Consider the following 17,620-nt stretch of genomic DNA (forward strand, 5'->3'; position numbering starts at 1 on the left):
TCAGCATGCGGTTTCGCCGCCATCCGCGACGATCACTTGCCCTGTGATATAGGCACTGGCCGGCGCCGCCAGAAACACCGCGAGCCCGGCAATATCCACCGGCTCGCCGATACGGCGCAGCGGGGTTTTCTCGGCGGCGCGACGGACCCGCTCAGGATCATCGAGCAGCGCCTTGGCGAAATCGGTACGCACCAGCCCCGGCGCGATGGCGTTCACGCGGATGCCCTTGGGGCCCCACTCCGCTGCCAGATTGCGCGCCAATGCCGCCTCCGCTGCCTTGGACACACCGTAAGTGCCGATCACGGTGTTGCCCCTCAGCCCGGCGATGCTGGAGAGCATGATGACCGCCCCCTCGCCACGCTCGGCCATCTGCGGCAGAACCATATTGGACAGCCAGAAGGTGCCCTTGACGTTGGTGTCCATGATCTTGTCCCAGGCGTCGTCGGTCAGCTCGCTGGTCGGGCCGTAGACGGGGTTGGTAGCCGCGTTGCAGACCAGCACGTCGATGCGACCCCAGGTTTGCAGCGTGGTATCGACCAGGCGTTGCAAGTCTTCCTTACGGCCAACGTGGCAAGGCACCGCAATGGCCTCGAAACCCGCAGCCTTCAACTCAGAGGCCACGGCCTCGCAGGCATCGGCCTTGCGGCTGGAAATCACGACGCGAGCGCCGCACCGGGCCATTTCTTCGGCGATGGAGCGGCCAATGCCGCGGGTGGAACCGGTGATCAGCGCCACCTTTCCGGTCAGATCGAATAATGGATTATTCATGACTGCATCCTTTGTAGGTCTTGTCGGAGGCTCAGCGCTTTTTGGAGTAGTTCTGCAGCTCCAGTTTGGCGATGGTGTCCAGATGCACCTCGTCCGGGCCGTCGGCCAGCCGCAGGGTCCGTTGGTGAGCCCAGGCCGCCGCCAAGAAGCTGTCCTGGCAGACGCCTTTAGCGCCATGGACCTGAATGGCACGATCCAGCACCCGCAGCGCCATGCTTGGTGCGGCCGCCTTGATCATGGCGATCTCCTGCCGCGCCACCTTGTTGCCCACGGTGTCCATCATGCGCGCCGCTTTCAGCGTCAGCAGGCGGGTCTGCTCGATCTCGATGCGCGAGCGGGCGATGTCCTTGCGGATCGAGTCGAAGTCAGCCAGCGGCTTGCCGAACGCCACGCGGGAATGGACGCGCTCGCACATGGCCTGCAGGGCGCGCTCGGCCACTCCGATGGTGCGCATGCAGTGGTGGATGCGGCCTGGGCCGAGACGACCCTGGGCGATCTCGAAACCACGGCCTTCACCCAGCAAGATGTTGCTGGCCGGGACGCGAACATTGTTGTAGTGAATCTCGGCATGCCCATGGGGCGCGTGGTCGTAGCCGAACACGTGGAGCGCGCGGGTTATTTCCACGCCAGGTGTATCCAGCGGCACGAGGATCATCGACTGCTGGCGGTGACGCTCGGCGGAGGGATCGGTCTTGCCCATGACGATGGCGATTTTGCAGGCGGTTGCCATCGCGCCGGACGACCACCACTTGTGCCCGTTGATCACGTATTCGTCGCCCTCACGGCGGATTTCACAGGCGATGTTGGTGGCGTCGGAAGAGGCCACGTCAGGCTCGGTCATGGAAAAGCACGACCGTATCTCGCCGTTAAGCAAGGGCTTGAGCCACTGCTCCTGCTGTTCCGGCGTGCCATAGCGCGTCAGGACCTCCATGTTGCCGGTGTCCGGCGCCGAGCAGTTGAAAATCTCGGCGGCACCATGCGCGCGACCCATGATTTCGCACAGGTGGGCGTATTCGAAGTTGGTCAGCCCGGCGCCGAACTCGCTCTCGGGAAGGAACAGGTTCCACAGCCCCTGCGCCCTCGCCTTGGCTTTGAGTTCTTCCAGAATCGGCGGCGGCGCCCAGCGATTTTCAGCGGAGGCGGTCTGCTCGTGGAAAAGATGCTCGTTGGGATAGACATGTTCTTCCATGAACGCCGTGAGCTGTTCATGGAGCTGTAGCGCTTTACCGGTCAGTTCATACATCGCCGTTTCCTTCTTGTTGTTGTGCCTGCGATCGACAAAGCCTTCCGCGCTGAATCGCATAGCGAATCCTGTCGACTGATTTTCAATAGCCTGTCTCTTTTTTGAAGCTGGCATGCCAGAAACAACGCGTCAATTCGAAATCTAGTTCCATTGAGCAAAATTATGATGAGTCACAACCACAGGCGTCTAAAGTCAATATCGAAGTGCCATGAGACTTGATAACCGACCGGGTCGGTGATCATCAGAAACAAGAAGTGCACGGATAGCGTTCTGCCAGCGGTTGAAAATGCCGTGCGCTATGCTAGTTTTCCGATTACTTTTGTAAAAACTAGTTTTGCTCTGCGGAACATAAAGACATAAGCGCAATACAAATGGCCGTCAGCCAATTACAACAAGAGGACGCGTTATGACATCCATGCCCCTGCTCAGAAAACTCCTTCCGGCCAGCTTGATGGCCTTAGCCGCCGCCATCGCTCTCCCGCAAATGGCTGCGGCGCAAGACGTGACGAAGTGGCGCGTTCAATCACATTGGCCGAGCGCGAGTAGCTCTTTCGAAGACAGCCTAGTGCGTCTGAAGAATGAAATCGAAAGACGCACCGAAGGCCGTCTGCAGTTGCAGCTGTTCGAGTCCGGCGCGCTGTTCAAGCCGCAGGAGACATTCAACGCGGTCAGCCGCGGCATCCTGCAGATGGGCACCATTTCACCCGGCTACGCGCAGGACAAAATCAGCCTCGCCGGCATCGCCTCGGGCCTGCCCTTCGCCTTCCAGAACGTCTGGGAAACCGCCTACTTCCACAAGCACATGGGCTTCGAGGACATGCTGCGCGAGGAAGCGGCCCAGCACGGCGTCTACTGGTCGACCGACAAGGTCTACCCGACCGAGATGGTGGTGAAGAATCCGATCAACAGCTGGGAAGATTTCACCAAACTGAAGATCCGTTCCTCGGGCGCGCTGCAGAAATTCCTGGATGACGCCGGCGCATCGACCACCTACCTCCCCGGCGGTGAACTGTATCCGGCGCTCGATACCGGCGTGGTCGACGGTGCCCACTGGGGCGCGGTGCAAGGTGCGGCGAGCATGAGCTTCTACGAGGTGGCGAAGCATCACGTCAGACCAGCACTCAACATTGCCGGCACCGATGTGATCATCGTCAGCCAGAAGGCGCTGGACAAGCTGTCCGAGCGCGATCAGGAAGTGGTCAAGCAGGTCCTAGACGAACAGTTCTGGTACCGCACCAACGAGTATCTGTACCAGGAGCAAATCGCTCTGCGTAAGGCCATCGCCGAACAGGGCGTTCAGGTCAATACGCTCCCCGATGATGTACAGAAGCGCCTGAGAGAAGTGGCACAAAAATCCTGGGAAGAAGAAGGCAAGCGCAGCGACAAGGCCGCCGAAGCCCTGAAGATGCTCAAGTCCTTCCTCGGTGACCTCGGCTACCTGTAATCCCCCTCGCCTGTTCATCTCACCCGACGCGACCACCGCGCCGGGTGAATGATTTGCTCATTCTTTGCTCGTGGGGCTCGTCATGCGCCTGATCCATGCCTACATCAACGGCATCACCTGGCTCAACGAATTCATCGGCCGCCGGGTGGCCTACCTGATTTTCCTCATCTTCGCGCTGCTGCTGCTCGAAGTGTTCATGCGCTATCTATTCACGAGTCCGACTTCCTGGACCAACGAATTGGGGCAGATGCTCTTCGGGGCTTATGTGGTGTTATCGGGCGGTTACGTGATGGTGCACCGTGACCACGTCAACGTGGACCTTTTGTATTCATCGTTCGGGCCACGCACTCGCGCTTGGATCGACATTTTCACCTCCAGCATGTTCTTCCTGTTCATGGCCGCGCTGTTGTATTTCGGCAGCTCCATGGCGTGGGAATCGATCCAGAGCATGGAGACCTCCTACTCGGCGTGGAACCCGCCGATCTGGCCGATCAAGGCCATGATTCCTCTCGGTACATTGCTGCTGTTGTTGCAGGGCATCGCCAAGCTGTTGCAAGACATCCTCATCGCCCTGGGCCACGAACCGGCCAGCGACACCAAGCACGCGGAGGATGCCCAATGAGCATCGAAGTCACGACGCTGCTGTTCTTTCTCACCCTGATATTTTTTCTCGTGCTCGGTCTGCCGCTGGCCTTCGTGCTGGGCGGCGTCTCGGTGCTGTTTTTGTACTTCACCTGGGGCGCCGACGCCTTCTATATGGTCGCCTCGCAGATGTGGGGCACGATGGAAAGCTTCACCCTGGTGGCCATCCCGTTGTTCGTCTTCATGGCCATGCTGCTGGAACGAACAGGCGTGGCGCGCGACCTCTACCGCATGATGCATTTGTGGTGCGGTGGCATGCGCGGCGGGCTGGCGATCGGCACGCTGGGCATCTGCGCGGTGTTCGGTGCCATGGTCGGCATCAGCGGCGCCGCGGTGGTGGCGATGGGCACCATTGCACTGCCGGCAATGCTCGAGCGCGGCTACGACAAGCGCATGGTGCTGGGTTGCATCAACACTGGCGGCGGCTGGGGCATCCTGATACCGCCGAGCATCATGATGATCCTCTACGCCATGATCAGCGGCCAATCGGTCGGCAAGATGTTCGCTGCCGGCGTGCTGCCGGGGCTGCTGCTAGTCGCTCTGACGGTAACCTACGTGCTTGTACGTTCATTCCTGCAACCCCACCTCGCCCCCGCTTTGCCAAAGGAAGAACGCGGCAGCTGGCCGGAAAAATTCCGTGCCGTACGCGCCGTGCTGCTGCCGATCGGGATCGTGGTAATAGTGCTCGGATCGATCATCGGTGGCGTGACCACACCGACCGAGGCGGCGGCGATGGGCGTGCTCGGTGCGCTGATCTCCGCGGCGCTGTATCGCAAGCTCGACTGGCCAGTGCTACAAGAGGCGGCCATCCGCACCTTCAAGCTGACCGGTATGATCGCGTGGATTCTGTTCGCGGCCCACGCCTTCAGTTCGGCCTATCAGGGCATGGGCGCGCAGTCCTTGATCGAAGGCTTGATGATGGATCTGCCGGGCGGGCGCTGGGCGATCGTCATCTTCATGATGGCCATCGTCTTCGTCATGGGCATGCTGCTCGATCCGGTGGGCATCATGCTGATCACCCTACCGGTGTTCCTGCCGATTATCGCGTCGCTCGGCTTCGATCCGATCTGGTTCGGCGTGCTGTTCGTGATCAATATGGAAATCGGCTACATGACGCCGCCGTTCGGGTTCAACCTGTTCTACCTAAAAGGCATCGTCCCGCCCGGCATCACCATGAAGGACATCTACTGGTCGGTGATTCCTTTCGTGATCGTCAACATCATTGGCATGGGCCTGATCATGGCTTTTCCCCAGATCGCGACTTATCTGCCGAACACGCTGTTCTGATGCCGCAGCTGTAACGAAAAAGCCGGAGCAATGCTCCGGCTTTTTGTGCGCGTCGATTAAATGATATTGGCGTAGTCCGCTTCGATGCGGTCGAGGCTCAGGTGGTTGAGGAAGTTGGAGAAGCACATCCAGGCCGACAGTGCATTGAGATCCTGGAACTGCTGAGGCAGGTACTTGGGCGGTACCACCATACCCTCGTCCACTAACTGGCGCAGGGTGCGCATGTCTTCCAGTGTGGTCTTGCCGCAGAACAACAGCGGAATCTGCTCCAGCCGACCTTTGCGCACCGCAAGCTGGATGTAGTTGTAGATCATGATGAAACCCTTCAGGTAGGACAGGTCCTTGGTGAAGGGCAAACCATTCGGGAGCGAGCCGCGAAATACCCGGCTGGCGTTGCTGTAGCACTCGTCCTCGGCGTAGCCCTGGTCGCGGAAGAAGGCGAACACATCGAGGAAATCCGCGCCCTCCTCAGCCATGTGGATGGCGCGGGTGCGGTTGGTCAGCTTGCGCAGCCGCGTCGGATAGGACGCGAAGGCGATCACTTCCATAAGGATCGCCAGGCCTTCCTGCGTCACGGTAGAAGACGGCGGACCCTTCGCAAGGAAGGTGCAGATCGGCTGGTTCTGGCCGTTGAGCGTGGTGCCCACATGAACCAGGCCTTCGTGAACTTCCAGCGCGCGCACGTCGCGCTCGTTGAACATCGCATCGCTGCGGATCTTGATGTAGTCGGCGCCGGCTGCAGCATCGGCGAGGATGCCGTCGGACTCGAACACGCGGATCACGCCCTCGCCTTCGCCGAATACCAGGTCCAACCGCCGCTGCAGCATCTCCACCGCCTGCGGGGCGTCCAGCGTCTTGGCTTCGTCCTTGAGATCACCCCGGTCGGCGATGTTGTTCAGGTAGTCCGACAGCATCAGGCCGAGGTCGGACAAGGTCGGGTCGCCGGCATGGAAGGCATCCGAAGCGGCGCCGTAGAGTTCCTGGGAGATCAGGCCGAAGTCGGCGGTGCCACGTGCCTCGAGCATGCGGATCACCATGCGGTATTCCTTGCACATGCGCCGCATGATCTGCCCGACCGGGTTGAACTGGCCCAGCTGACGGGTGATGTCACGCTCGATGTTCTGGAATTCTTCCTTCTTGGCGCTGGAATCGAAGGCCAGTGGTCGGCCTTCGTAATAGGCGCGATCGACCTTGGGCAGCTCGCGCCCGCCAGCGGCGAAAAAGCCCTGACGGACATTCTCGTCCCACTTCACCGCATCGAGCACCCGCACCGGGGTTTGTGCCTCGACGATGCGGTCGGACAGCGCACGAACGGTGCTCTGGTACTCATCGAGATTGTTACGGGTATTCATCCGTACCTCGTCAGTGATCCGTGGCCTTCAACTTATACATCAGCGGACCCTCGCGATCCGTGTCCGGTTCGCGAACAGCCGCGCCAGCGATATAAAGCTGTCGGCAGGCGATGACCGATCTGAAGCCATCGAGCCGGTGGCGATAGATGCAGACGCCATGCGGCAACTGCAGTGATGCGAGGGTTGGCGTTCGGTGCGGTGCATCTCCTGCTCCGGCGCGACCGCCAGATGCCCGCGACGGGAACAGTACCCGCTCGGCAAGTCTCGCCGAGCGGGGAACAGCCGAGATCAGACCTCGGGGCGCATGTGCGGGAACAGGATCACGTCGCGGATCGACGGCGAGTTGGTCAGCAGCATCACCAGGCGGTCGATGCCGATGCCCTCTCCGGCGGTCGGCGGCATGCCATATTCCAGCGCGCGGACGAAGTCGGCGTCGAAATGCATGGCTTCGTCGTCGCCGGCATCCTTGTCACGTACCTGGGCATGGAAGCGCTCGGCCTGATCTTCAGCGTCGTTGAGCTCGGAATAGGCGTTGGCGATTTCGCGACCACCAATGAACAGCTCGAAACGATCCGTGACGCTCGGATCGTCGTCGCTGCGACGGGCCAGTGGCGAGACTTCGAACGGATAGCGAGTGATGAAGTGTGGCTGCTCCAGCTTGTGCTCGACCAGTTCCTCGAAAATCATCACCTGCAGCTTGCCCAGCCCCTCGAAGCCCAACACCTTGGCACCGGCCTTCTTGGCGATGGCGCGTGCGGTATCGACGTCCTGCAGGTCGGCGGCGCTGATGTCCGGGTTGTATTTGAGGATCGAATCGAACACCGACAACCGCGCAAAGGGCTCGCCGAAGTGGAACACCTTGTCGCCATACGGCACGTCGGTGCTGCCGAGAATCAGCTGCGCCAGCTCGCGGAACAGTTCTTCGGTGAGGTCCATGTTGTCTTCGTAATCGGCGTAGGCCTGGTAGAACTCGAGCATGGTGAACTCGGGGTTGTGCCGGGTCGAAACGCCTTCGTTACGGAAGTTACGGTTGATCTCGAACACGCGCTCGAAGCCGCCCACCACCAAACGCTTTAGATAGAGCTCCGGCGCGATGCGCAGGAACATCGGCAGGTCCAGCGCGTTGTGATGAGTCTCGAACGGCTTGGCCGCAGCGCCGCCTGGAATGGTCTGCAGCATCGGCGTCTCGACTTCGAGGAAGTCGCGTTCGTTGAGGAACTTGCGGATGTGGCCGATCACCTGGGAGCGCACACGGAAGGTGTGGCGGGTTTCCTCGTTAACGATCAGGTCGACGTAGCGCTGACGGTAGCGCTGTTCGGTATCGGTCAGGCCGTGGTGCTTGTCCGGTAGCGGACGCAGCGACTTGGTCAGCAACCGCACGTCGGTCATCTCGACATAGAGGTCACCCTTGCCGGAACGGGCCAGGGTGCCCTCGGCGGCGATGATGTCGCCCAGGTCCCAATGCTTGATGGCTTCCAGGGTCTCGGCTGGCAGCGTCTTGCGGTTGACGTAGACCTGAATGCGTCCGGTCATGTCCTGCAGGACCATGAAGGCGCCGCGGTTGAGCATGATGCGCCCGGCGACCTTCACCGGGATAGCCGCTTCTGCCAGCTCTTCCTTGGTCTTGTCGGCGTATTTCAGCTGCAAGTCGTTGCAATAGCTGTCGCGACGGAAGTCATTGGGGAAGACATTGCCCTTGGCGCGCTCGGCGGCCAGTTTTTCCTTGCGCTGAAGGATCAGGCTGTTTTCTTCCTCTTGGATGGCGTGCTGGTTCAGCGGTTGTTCGCTCATGGTTTCAAGTGCCTAGCGGGTGGTGCGGTGTGTTGTTTGTAGGAGCGAGCTTGCTCACGAATCAGGCTGCCTGCACCGGACGACTCGGGCAGTGCCTATCGAGCGCCCATTCGCGAGCAAGCTCGCTCCTACACGTTAAGTGGCGACGTCAAAACAACGGGCCGGGTCAAAGGCCTTGTTTCAAGCTCGCTTCGAGATACTCGTCGATATCCCCATCAAGCACTTTGTCGCAGTCGCTGCGTTCTACACCGGTGCGCAAATCCTTGATCCGCGACTGGTCGAGGACGTAGGAGCGGATCTGATGGCCCCAGCCGATATCCGACTTGGTGTCTTCCAGCGCCTGGGAGGCGGCGTTGCGCTTCTGCATCTCCTGCTCGTACAACTTGGCCCGCAGCATTTTCATGGCGGTGTCCTTGTTGGCGTGCTGGGAACGTTCGTTCTGGCAGCTGACCACGGTGTTGGTCGGCACGTGGGTAATCCGCACGGCCGAGTCAGTGGTGTTTACGTGCTGACCACCGGCACCGGAAGAACGGTAGGTGTCGATGCGCAGGTCGGCCGGGTTGATCTCGATCTCGATGTTGTCGTCGATTTCCGGCGAGACGAATACTGCGGTAAACGAGGTATGGCGACGATTGCCGGAGTCGAACGGGCTCTTGCGTACCAGGCGATGCACACCAATCTCGGTGCGCAGCCAGCCGAAGGCGTATTCGCCCTTGATGTGCAAAGTGGCGCCCTTGATGCCGGCGACTTCGCCCTCGGACAGCTCCATGATGGTCGCGTCGAAGCCGTGTTTGTCGGCCCAGCGCAGGTACATGCGCAGCAGCATGTTGGCCCAATCCTGAGCCTCGGTGCCGCCGGAACCGGCCTGGATATCGAGGTAAGCGTTGTTGGGATCCATCTCGCCGCTAAACATGCGGCGGAATTCCAGCCCTTCGAGGATGCCACGCAGACGGTCCAGTTCGGCGGCGACGTCGTCTACCGCACCCTGGTCGTCCTCCTCGACGGCCATGTCGAGCAGGTCGCGCGAGTCGGCCAGGCTGCTTGTGAGGTCGTCGATGGTTTCGACGATCAGTGCCAGGGTGGCGCGCTCACGGCCCAGATTCTGGGCGTACTCAGGGCTGTTCCAGACGTTGGGGTCTTCGAGTTCGCGGTTTACTTCGACGAGACGATCATGCTTTTGATCGTAGTCAAAGATACCCCCGAATTGACTGAGTGCGGTCGGACAGGTCCTTGATGCTGTTAAGGATCGGGTTGATTTCCATAGATAGGCAGCTCTCAAGCGGACGTGTGAAAAGCCGACGATTATAGCGCAGCAGACTGCGGCTGACAGCCCGTGCGGGATCGCTGGCGCGACGAATGTCAAGCTCGGTTGAAAGCCGAAATGGCGGGGGCCATGATCAGGCCCCCGACCGACATCAGGCCGAGACGCCGCGCACCTGGCTTTCCAGTTCGGCTTTCAACCCTGCGTCGAGCTTGAGCTGACGGGCCAACTCGTCCAGGTAGGCACGTTCCATGAAATGCTCTTCGTCGACCATCAGCACACTGGCCAAATACATTTCCGAAGCCATTTCCGGCGTGGTGGCGGCGGCGGCTACCTCGACCGGATCCAGCGGTTTGTTCAGCTCCGTTTCCAGCCAGCGTTGCAGCTCGGGGTCGCCGGTCATCTGTGCGAACTCGGCCTCGATCATCTTGCGCTCCTGATCGTCGACATGACCGTCAGCCTTGGCCGCGGCGACCAGCGCCCGGAGAATGCCGCGGCTGTGCTCTTCCACCTGTTCTGGCGGCAGCCGATCGACCGTCTTCGGCTCGGCCTGCGCGGTGCTCGTTCGCGCCGCGCCAGCCTGCTGCGCCTGCCAGTTGCCATAGGCCTTGTAGGCCAGCATGCCGAGCGCGGCCAAGCCGCCGTAAGTGACTGCCTTACCGCCCAGGCGGCGCCCGCTCTTGCTTCCCAGCAACATCCCAAGTGCTCCGGCCGCCATCGCGCCACGCCCGCCACTGCCGCCACTGCCGCCACCTAGAATCCCACCGAGGGAACCACCCGCTCCCGAGAGAATGCCACCGAGCGAACCGCTGCCCCCGGGATTCGATTGCCGCGAAATCGATCCCTGCTGCTTCTGCAGCAGGTCCTGACCGGACTTAAGCAACTGATCGAGCAAACCGCTGGTTTTCATGAGTGTCTCCTGCAAAAAAGAATGAACCGGATTCAATCGAGCGAATCGGGAACCTGCCGAATCGGCGTATTTCGATGGGCGGCGCGCACGTATTGCGCAGGCCACGGCACTGAGTTGTCACGCAGATCTTCGGCGGCATGCAGCGGCCAGTAGGGATCGCGCAACAACTCGCGGGCCAGCAGGATCAAATCGGCCTGCCCGGTGCGCAGAATGTGCTCGGCCTGGACCGCCTCGGTAATCATCCCGACCGTACCGGTGGCGATACCCGCCTCGCGTCGGACCTGTTCGGCGAACTGCGTCTGGTAACCGGGTCCAACTGGAATCTCGGCATTGACGGCGGTGCCGCCAGAAGACACGTCGATCAGATCCACGCCTACGGCTTTCAGGCGGCGGGCCAGTTCGACGGTTTCTTCGGGGTTCCAGCCGTCCTGAACCCAGTCGGTGGCGGACAAGCGAACGAACAACGGCAACTCTTCCGGCCACACGCTTCTCACCGCCTGAGTCACTTCCAGTAGCAGTCGAATGCGGTTGTCGAACGAGCCGCCGTAGCCATCCTGGCGCTGGTTGGACAAAGGCGACAGGAACTGATGCAGCAGATAGCCGTGGGCGGCATGCACTTCGGCGACCTTGAAACCCGCCGCCAGCGCGCGTTCAGCGGCGCGTACAAAGGCCTGAATGACACCCATGATCCCCATCTCGTCCAGCGCAGTAGGCACAGCATGCTCCGGATCGAAGGCGATGGTGGACGGTCCGACCGGCATCCAGCCGCCAGCAGCGATCGGAACGCTGCCGTGCCGCCCCAGCCAAGGCTGCCAGGTGCTCGCCTTGCGTCCGGCATGGGCCAGCTGAATCCCGGCAACCGAGCCTTGAGCATGGATGAAACGCGTGATTCGGCGCAGCGGCTCGACATGGTCGTCAGACCAGATGCCGAGATCTTCCGGCGAAATACGCCCGTCGGCGGTAACGGCGGTCGCCTCGATGATGACCAGGCCCGCACCGCCTACCGCGCGGCTACCCAGATGCACCAGATGCCAGTCGTTGGCCATACCGGCCTTGGCCGAATATTGGCACATGGGCGAAACAGCAATGCGGTTGGGCAACGTCAACTGGCGCAGAGTGAGTGGTTGGAAAAGCTGTGTCATGGAAACCTCGACTGCGTTGGATGCGGGTTGGACATCCCTCAGTACAGACTGTTTCGACGATCTTGCCTGGTCACGGCTGCGCTTGGCGTATGAATCGGTGACGGCGTGTTGCGAGGTTGATGGTGGACTGGATGTGGCTGTGGGCTAGAAGCGCATGCGTGTTTGGAGTGGCTCTGCGTAGTGGGTGCCACGTTCCCCTCACCCCAGCCCTCTCCCCGGTGGGGCGAGGGAGCTAGATCGGTGTTGTTTCGAGCGGCTGCGTGCTTAGCCTGACTCTGCTGGAGCCGTCGTTTCGCGTGAGGGCAATTTATGCGGCTGCCTTACTGCCTTGATTCGGTCCAACGCTATAGGTCATGCGAATTCGGACCAGTCCCCTCCCCTGAGGGAGAGGGCTAGGGTGAGGGGGAAAGGTCGTCACTACACCCAGGCGGCGGATGCCCCACGCATCAAAACGCAACACTCAACGCGCCGCGATATGCGCGACCAACAACTGCACGCTTTCCCGCCCGCGAAATTCGTTCACGTCCAGTTTGTAAGCCAAATCCGCCCAGCGCACGTTGGGGTTAGGCCAGAGATCGCGATCAATGTTGAAAGCGATGCCATCGAGGGTCACTGAACCACACTCGCTCTTGAGCATCATTTTCAGGTGCCGCTCGCCCACCAAGCGTTGCTGTACCAGCTGAAACACGCCATGGAACATCGGCTCGGGAAAATGCTGACCCCAGGGCCCTGCATTGCGTAGCGCCTTGGCTAGCTCCAGATGAAATTCTTCGATGCTGAGCTGACCATCGGTCAGCAATCGACCGGTGAGGTCGTCCTCGCACAACTGGCGCCGAACCTCGGTATCGAACGCCGCCGCAAAGGTGTCGAAGTTGGCTTGCGGCAACGACAGACCGGCCGCCATCGCATGGCCGCCAAACTTGCTGATCAGACCAGGATGGCGCGCTGCGACTGCATCCAGCGCATCGCGAATATGGAAGCCCGGCACCGAACGCGCCGAGCCTTTCAGAATCCCTTCTCCCGCATCGGCGAAGGCAATCGTTGGCCGGTGATAGCGCTCTTTCAGCCGCGAAGCGAGGATGCCGATGACACCCTGGTGCCAATCCGGCTCGAACAGACAAAGGCCGAACGGCATATCGTCGTGCGGCAAATCCTTGAGCTGCGCCAGCGCCTCGCGCTGCATGCCCTGCTCGATGCCCTTGCGGTCCTGGTTGAGCTGGTCGAGCTGCACGGCCATGTCGCGCGCCAGTGCTTCGTCTTCGCAAAGCAGACATTCGATGCCCAGCGCCATGTCGTCCAGGCGCCCCGCCGCGTTCAGCCGTGGGCCGAGGATGAAACCAAGATCGGTTGAAGTAATGCGCTTGTGGTCACGTCCGGCGACGTCCAGAATCGCACGCAAGCCCGGCCGCGCCCGCCCCGCTCGGATCCGTGCCAAGCCTTGATGTACCAGGATGCGGTTGTTGGCATCCAAAGGAACCACGTCGGCGACGCTGCCCAGCGCCACCAGATCCAGCAGCTCGGCCAGGTTCGGCTCGGCCCAACCATTGCGGTTGAACCAACCCTTTTCACGCAGCGCCGCGCGTAGAGCCAACAGCACGTAGAAGATCACCCCGACGCCAGCGATGCACTTGCTGGGGAACGCGCATTCCGGCTGGTTGGGATTGACGATGGCATCGGCCGTCGGTAGCTCATGGCCCGGCAAGTGATGGTCGGTCACCAGCACCTTGAGCCCTGCCGCCTTGGCCGCAGCCACGCCGTCCACGCTGGAAATGCCGTTGTCCACCGTCACCAGCAGATCGGGCTGACGCTCGAGCGCCACGGCAACGATCTCCGGCGTCAGTCCGTAGCCATATTCGAAGCGATTGGGGACGAGATAATCCACATGCGCCGCACCCAGCTGGCGCAAGCCGAGCACGCCAACCGTGCTGGCGGTGGCTCCGTCGGCGTCGAAATCGCCGACGAACAGAATACGCTGACGCAGCTCAAGCGCCTCGACCAATAGCGACACGGCCCCATCGATGCCCTTCAATTGGCTGTAGGGAATCAGCTGCGCCAGACCCTTGTCCAGTTCGGCCACCGACTGTACGCCGCGCGCCGCATACAGGCGCGTCAGCAGAGGCGGCAGGTCGCCCAGGTCAGGCAGGGTCGCAGGCAAGGATCGGTGTTCTATACGCATTTTCGGTCAACAACTCGAAGGGGCAGGAAAACTCAACGCTCGCCGAGCAGCCATTGCAGGGAAACTTCGAACTGGCCGCGCTCGTCGGTGATGAACAGGGTGCCGTCACTGATCATCACGCCCCACTGGAGGCTGCGCGGCAGGTCCTTGACCAGCTCGGCGAGACTGTCCGACTCGATGGCAGCGATGGACAGGTTCTTCAACCCCTTCACCGCATCGACCACCTTGCCCTGCCAGACCCGCAGGTTGCCGTAGGCCACCAGACTGACACGCTCGGCACGCCGGGAGCACCAAGTCAGGCGTTCGGCATCCGGTTGGCCGACTTCAATCCAGTGCAGCACGCGGCCATCCAGGCTCTTTTCCCACAGCGCCGGCTCGTCCACATCGGAAAGCCCTCGGCCGAAGGCCAGCTGCTCGCTGTACCACAGCGCATAGGCGATCAACCGGATACCCAGGCGCTCCTCGGTTTCGGACGGATGACGCGCCACGGTGAAGCGCAGGTTTTCGTAAACGCCGCGATCGAGATCGGTCAGGTTGAGTTCGACCTTATAGGGAGTCGCTTGCAGGGCCATGGGAGCGTCACCTGGAAAAAGGGGCGCAGTCTAGCAAACCGCGGCGGCAGGCTGCTGGCTTAACAGGCTGTTGGAAAACGTAGGCGAGGCAGGCAAGACAAGCGCAACGACCAACGGAGTAACAGCCGCAGTGGCCCGAAGGGTGAGCGTAGCGAATCACGCGGAGTTTAGTGGTCTAAATGAGCAGTACTCACTTCGTTCGCCCTCCGGGCCGCGCTGAAGCGCGTTAGCCGCGAGCGGCTTGCCGAGTCTGTTTTTAACGCAGTATTGCCAACGCAGGTAGTTTTCCAGCGGCCTGTTAAATGGCCACCCGGACACAATTACGCCCCGTCGCCTTGGCCTCATAAAGGGCCCGATCTGCCTCGCCCATCAGGCGGTCGAGGCTGTAGCCGGCACGCGTCGTATCACTCACACCAATGCTGACACTGAGGATGCCGGACTGACTGAATGGCAAGTTGGCGAACTCGCTGCGGATACGCTCGGCCACGTCGCGGGCGACCTGGGCATTGGCATCCGCCAGCAGGCAGGCGAATTCTTCACCGCCTATTCGCCCGAAGACATCCTGCCGGCGCATGCGCGACTTCATTACCTGACAAAAGCTGATCAGCGCATGGTCGCCGACCTTGTGGCCAAAGGTGTCATTGAGGCGCTTGAACTGGTCTAGGTCGCAGAGCAGCAGCGTCACCTGCTGTCCGGCGTCGCGACAACGCAGCAACAGCCGCTCGCCATGCTCGACGAAGGCCCGCCGATTGCCGATTCCAGTCAACGGATCGCTGAGCGACGCCTGGCGATGCTCCAACTCGGCCCGCTCGCGCACCATCGCCAGCGTCACGAAGGCGATGCCCACCGCGTAGAGCATGGTTTCGAAGATCACCAGAGCGAAGAAATTGAACTGCCCGGACGCCTCGAAGGGACGGCCATGATCTAATGGGATACGCAAGGTATAGACCGCAATATGTACCGCCATCAGCACCAGGGCCGGATGCAGGGACACCTGTATCACCTGCCGGCTACGCCACAGTTCCGCCATGGCCAGGCCTATATAAATGATGGTGAACAGCGACAGCGTAGCGATCCGCAACCGCAGCGCATCCGCTTCGAAGAAGGCCGGAAAAAGACAGAGACCCGCCCAGATCAGCGGAGCAGCAACGATCCCTTGCCAGTGCGGCTGGCGACCAGCGAACACGCGCATCGCCGTCCAATTGAAGGCCAGCGCCAGCACCAACAGCGAGTTACCCAAGACGATGGGCACCCAGTCGATGCCCATATTGCGCAGCGCACCCAGCGCCGTGGAGACGACGCCGAGAAAAAGCGTCAGGCAGAGATAACCGAGCGTCGGCTCGCGACGGCCGCTACGCCAGGCCAGGAACATCAGGAGCGCCACCAGCAGCATCACATAGATGTCGGCGACGATGAGGGTTGGGACGCTTAACTGCATGGTGGCACCGGCCTAGCGCCCACCCCGGTCGATCGACCCGGATTCTAAAGCGCGAAGAACTTCGCAATTTTAGCGACTCGCCATAGCAATGTCCTGCGATCGGGGAAGCAAAAAACTGACCGTTGAGTAAAAACCGCTCGACCGAGATGCTTTGACAATCATTCTCATTCTGTTTAGCATCGCAGACATCAACAGGCTCAACGGGTAGTTCTTATGTACGTCTGTCTTTGCCAGGGTGTAACCGACGGTCAGATCCGTGACGCCATTTACGAAGGTTGCTGCAGCTATCGTGAAGTGCGTGAAGCTACGGGCGTAGCGACTCAATGCGGGAAATGCGCCTGCGTCGCCAAGCAGGTCGTTCGCGAAACCTTGAGCGATATCCAGAGCGCCAACGCCTCCCTTGCCTATCCGGTCGGCTTCGCACCCGCCTGATACAAATTAGTTTTCCCGAGCCGGGCATCTGCCCGGCTTTTTTCTGCCTGCAAATCAAGACGTTGCTATCGAGTCGCGGAACAGACTTATTCTTATTCCGGTTTACCCTTTAACATTCAATGACTTAGGTTTGACAGGACCTATGTTCGTGGCCAGACTGCGCGCAATACGCACATGATTCGACGCAGGACACCGACATGAAAGGCGACAAGCTAGTCATCCAGCACCTGAACAAAATCCTCGGCAACGAACTGGTCGCTATCAACCAGTACTTTTTGCATGCCCGCATGTACGAAGACTGGGGGCTGGGCAAGCTCGGCAAGCACGAGTACGAAGAGTCCATCGACGAGATGAAGCATGCGGACAAGCTGATCAAGCGCATCCTCTTTCTCGAAGGCCTGCCCAACCTGCAGGACCTGGGCAAGCTGCTGATCGGCGAAAACACCCGTGAAATGCTCGATTGCGACCTCAAGCTGGAACAGGGCGGCGTGCAGGATCTCAAGGTCGCCATCGCCTACTGCGAAAGCGTCGGCGACTACGGTAGCCGCGAATTGCTTGAAGACATTCTTGAGTCAGAGGAAGAGCACATCGACTGGCTAGAAACCCAGCTGAGTCTCATCGATAAGGTCGGCATGGAAAATTACCTGCAGTCCCAGATGGACGAGTAACTCATCCTTATGCTGTAAAAAGCGGGAGCCATCGGCTCTCGTTTTCGTTTTGGCGCAGGCCCCCAAGACTTGTCCGGTGGCGATACCGAAGCTTCCAGCGCCTCGAAATACAGAGTTGCAGCCACAAAAAACCCGCCGTTTGGCGGGTTTTGACAACGCGTCGCGATCAGGCGCCGGCTTTTTCCACAGCCTGCTTGATCAGCGGCTGCAGCTCGCCCTTCTCGAACATCTCGAGGATGATGTCGCTGCCCCCGACCAGCTCGCCATCGACCCACAGCTGGGGGAAGGTCGGCCAGTTGGCGTACTTCGGCAAGTTGGCGCGAATCTCTGGATTCTGCAGGATGTCGACGTAAGCGAACTTCTCGCCGCAGCCCATAACGGCCTGTGTCGCACGGGCGGAAAAGCCGCACTGCGGCGCGTTGGGCGAGCCTTTCATGTACAGCAGCACCGGATTCTTTTCGATCTGCTCTTTGATGGTTTCGATGATATCCATG

The 17,620-nt window shown here is 60.7% G+C and carries 16 protein-coding genes; 5 read left to right on the top strand and 11 right to left on the bottom strand.

What is annotated here, in order from left to right; all coding sequences use genetic code 11:
* Together NA645_RS06110 and NA645_RS06115 are read right to left on the bottom strand one after the other, a co-directional pair.
* Entirely contained in the window at positions 1-768 is a 768-nt protein-coding gene (locus NA645_RS06110) for an SDR family NAD(P)-dependent oxidoreductase (protein ID WP_256048017.1), read from the bottom strand.
* A 31-nt stretch (positions 769-799) separates the two neighbouring features.
* On the bottom strand, positions 800-2,011 hold the full coding sequence (locus tag NA645_RS06115) for an acyl-CoA dehydrogenase family protein (protein ID WP_256048095.1): 1,212 nt from the start codon (positions 2,009-2,011) through the stop codon (positions 800-802).
* 406 nt (positions 2,012-2,417) lie between these two features.
* On the opposite strand from NA645_RS06115, the gene dctP reads away from it, so the two are divergent.
* The 3 genes from dctP (at position 2,418) to NA645_RS06130 (ending at position 5,384) form a co-directional block, all read left to right on the top strand.
* Entirely contained in the window at positions 2,418-3,455 is a 1,038-nt protein-coding gene (dctP, locus tag NA645_RS06120) for a TRAP transporter substrate-binding protein DctP (protein ID WP_423836565.1), read from the top strand.
* 82 nt (positions 3,456-3,537) lie between these two features.
* Entirely contained in the window at positions 3,538-4,077 is a 540-nt protein-coding gene (locus tag NA645_RS06125) for a TRAP transporter small permease subunit (RefSeq protein ID WP_256048018.1), read from the top strand.
* Complete coding sequence (locus tag NA645_RS06130) at positions 4,074-5,384, top strand: TRAP transporter large permease (RefSeq protein WP_256048019.1); 1,311 nt, start codon at positions 4,074-4,076, stop codon at positions 5,382-5,384. The genes NA645_RS06125 and NA645_RS06130 overlap by 4 nt, the downstream gene beginning before the upstream one ends.
* 56 nt (positions 5,385-5,440) lie before the next feature.
* Here the strand turns inward: NA645_RS06130 and NA645_RS06135 are convergent, their stop codons facing one another.
* The 8 genes from NA645_RS06135 to NA645_RS06170 form a co-directional block, all read right to left on the bottom strand.
* A complete protein-coding gene (locus NA645_RS06135; protein WP_131648075.1) occupies positions 5,441-6,736 on the bottom strand; it encodes a flavohemoglobin expression-modulating QEGLA motif protein in 1,296 nt (431 codons plus the stop codon).
* Between the two features lie 288 nt (positions 6,737-7,024).
* A complete protein-coding gene (gene lysS / locus NA645_RS06140; RefSeq protein ID WP_256048020.1) occupies positions 7,025-8,527 on the bottom strand; it encodes a lysine--tRNA ligase in 1,503 nt (500 codons plus the stop codon).
* Between the two features lie 166 nt (positions 8,528-8,693).
* Positions 8,694-9,789, bottom strand: a protein-coding gene (gene prfB, locus NA645_RS06145; RefSeq protein WP_256048021.1) for a peptide chain release factor 2 whose coding sequence is annotated in 2 segments (ribosomal slippage) — positions 8,694-9,716 and positions 9,718-9,789 — 1,095 coding nt in all. Because the reading frame shifts where the segments join, the coding sequence is not laid out codon by codon here.
* A gap of 153 nt (positions 9,790-9,942) precedes the next feature.
* Positions 9,943-10,698, bottom strand: coding sequence for a tellurite resistance TerB family protein (locus NA645_RS06150; RefSeq protein WP_256048022.1), 756 nt, complete (start codon positions 10,696-10,698; stop codon positions 9,943-9,945).
* A 32-nt stretch (positions 10,699-10,730) separates the two neighbouring features.
* Positions 10,731-11,840 carry an NADH:flavin oxidoreductase/NADH oxidase gene (locus tag NA645_RS06155; RefSeq protein WP_256048023.1) on the bottom strand — a complete coding sequence of 370 codons (1,110 nt, stop codon included), beginning with the start codon at positions 11,838-11,840 and terminating at the stop codon, positions 10,731-10,733.
* A gap of 460 nt (positions 11,841-12,300) precedes the next feature.
* Positions 12,301-14,016 carry a single-stranded-DNA-specific exonuclease RecJ gene (gene recJ, locus NA645_RS06160; RefSeq protein WP_256048024.1) on the bottom strand — a complete coding sequence of 572 codons (1,716 nt, stop codon included), beginning with the start codon at positions 14,014-14,016 and terminating at the stop codon, positions 12,301-12,303.
* A gap of 32 nt (positions 14,017-14,048) precedes the next feature.
* Positions 14,049-14,588 (bottom strand): YaeQ family protein, encoded by a 540-nt coding sequence (locus tag NA645_RS06165; protein WP_256048025.1) that lies wholly within the window; start codon positions 14,586-14,588, stop codon positions 14,049-14,051.
* A 298-nt stretch (positions 14,589-14,886) separates the two neighbouring features.
* A complete protein-coding gene (locus NA645_RS06170; protein WP_256048026.1) occupies positions 14,887-16,026 on the bottom strand; it encodes a GGDEF domain-containing protein in 1,140 nt (379 codons plus the stop codon).
* A 213-nt stretch (positions 16,027-16,239) separates the two neighbouring features.
* Here NA645_RS06170 and NA645_RS06175 point away from each other — a divergent pair, with 213 nt between their 5' ends.
* Positions 16,240-16,458: a bacterioferritin-associated ferredoxin gene (locus NA645_RS06175; protein ID WP_256048027.1), complete on the top strand. Its 219-nt coding sequence runs from the start codon at positions 16,240-16,242 to the stop codon at positions 16,456-16,458.
* Positions 16,459-16,655: 197 nt separating this feature from the next.
* Positions 16,656-17,126, top strand: a complete 471-nt coding sequence (gene bfr / locus NA645_RS06180; protein WP_131648065.1) for a bacterioferritin — start codon at positions 16,656-16,658, stop codon at positions 17,124-17,126.
* Positions 17,127-17,292: 166 nt separating this feature from the next.
* On the opposite strand, the gene grxD is transcribed toward bfr, so the two are convergent.
* On the bottom strand, positions 17,293-17,619 hold the full coding sequence (grxD, locus tag NA645_RS06185; protein ID WP_131648064.1) for a Grx4 family monothiol glutaredoxin: 327 nt from the start codon (positions 17,617-17,619) through the stop codon (positions 17,293-17,295).
* Position 17,620: the final 1 nt, after the last annotated feature.

The organism is Stutzerimonas stutzeri (assembly GCF_024448955.1).
GTDB lineage: Bacteria > Pseudomonadota > Gammaproteobacteria > Pseudomonadales > Pseudomonadaceae > Stutzerimonas > Stutzerimonas stutzeri_AQ.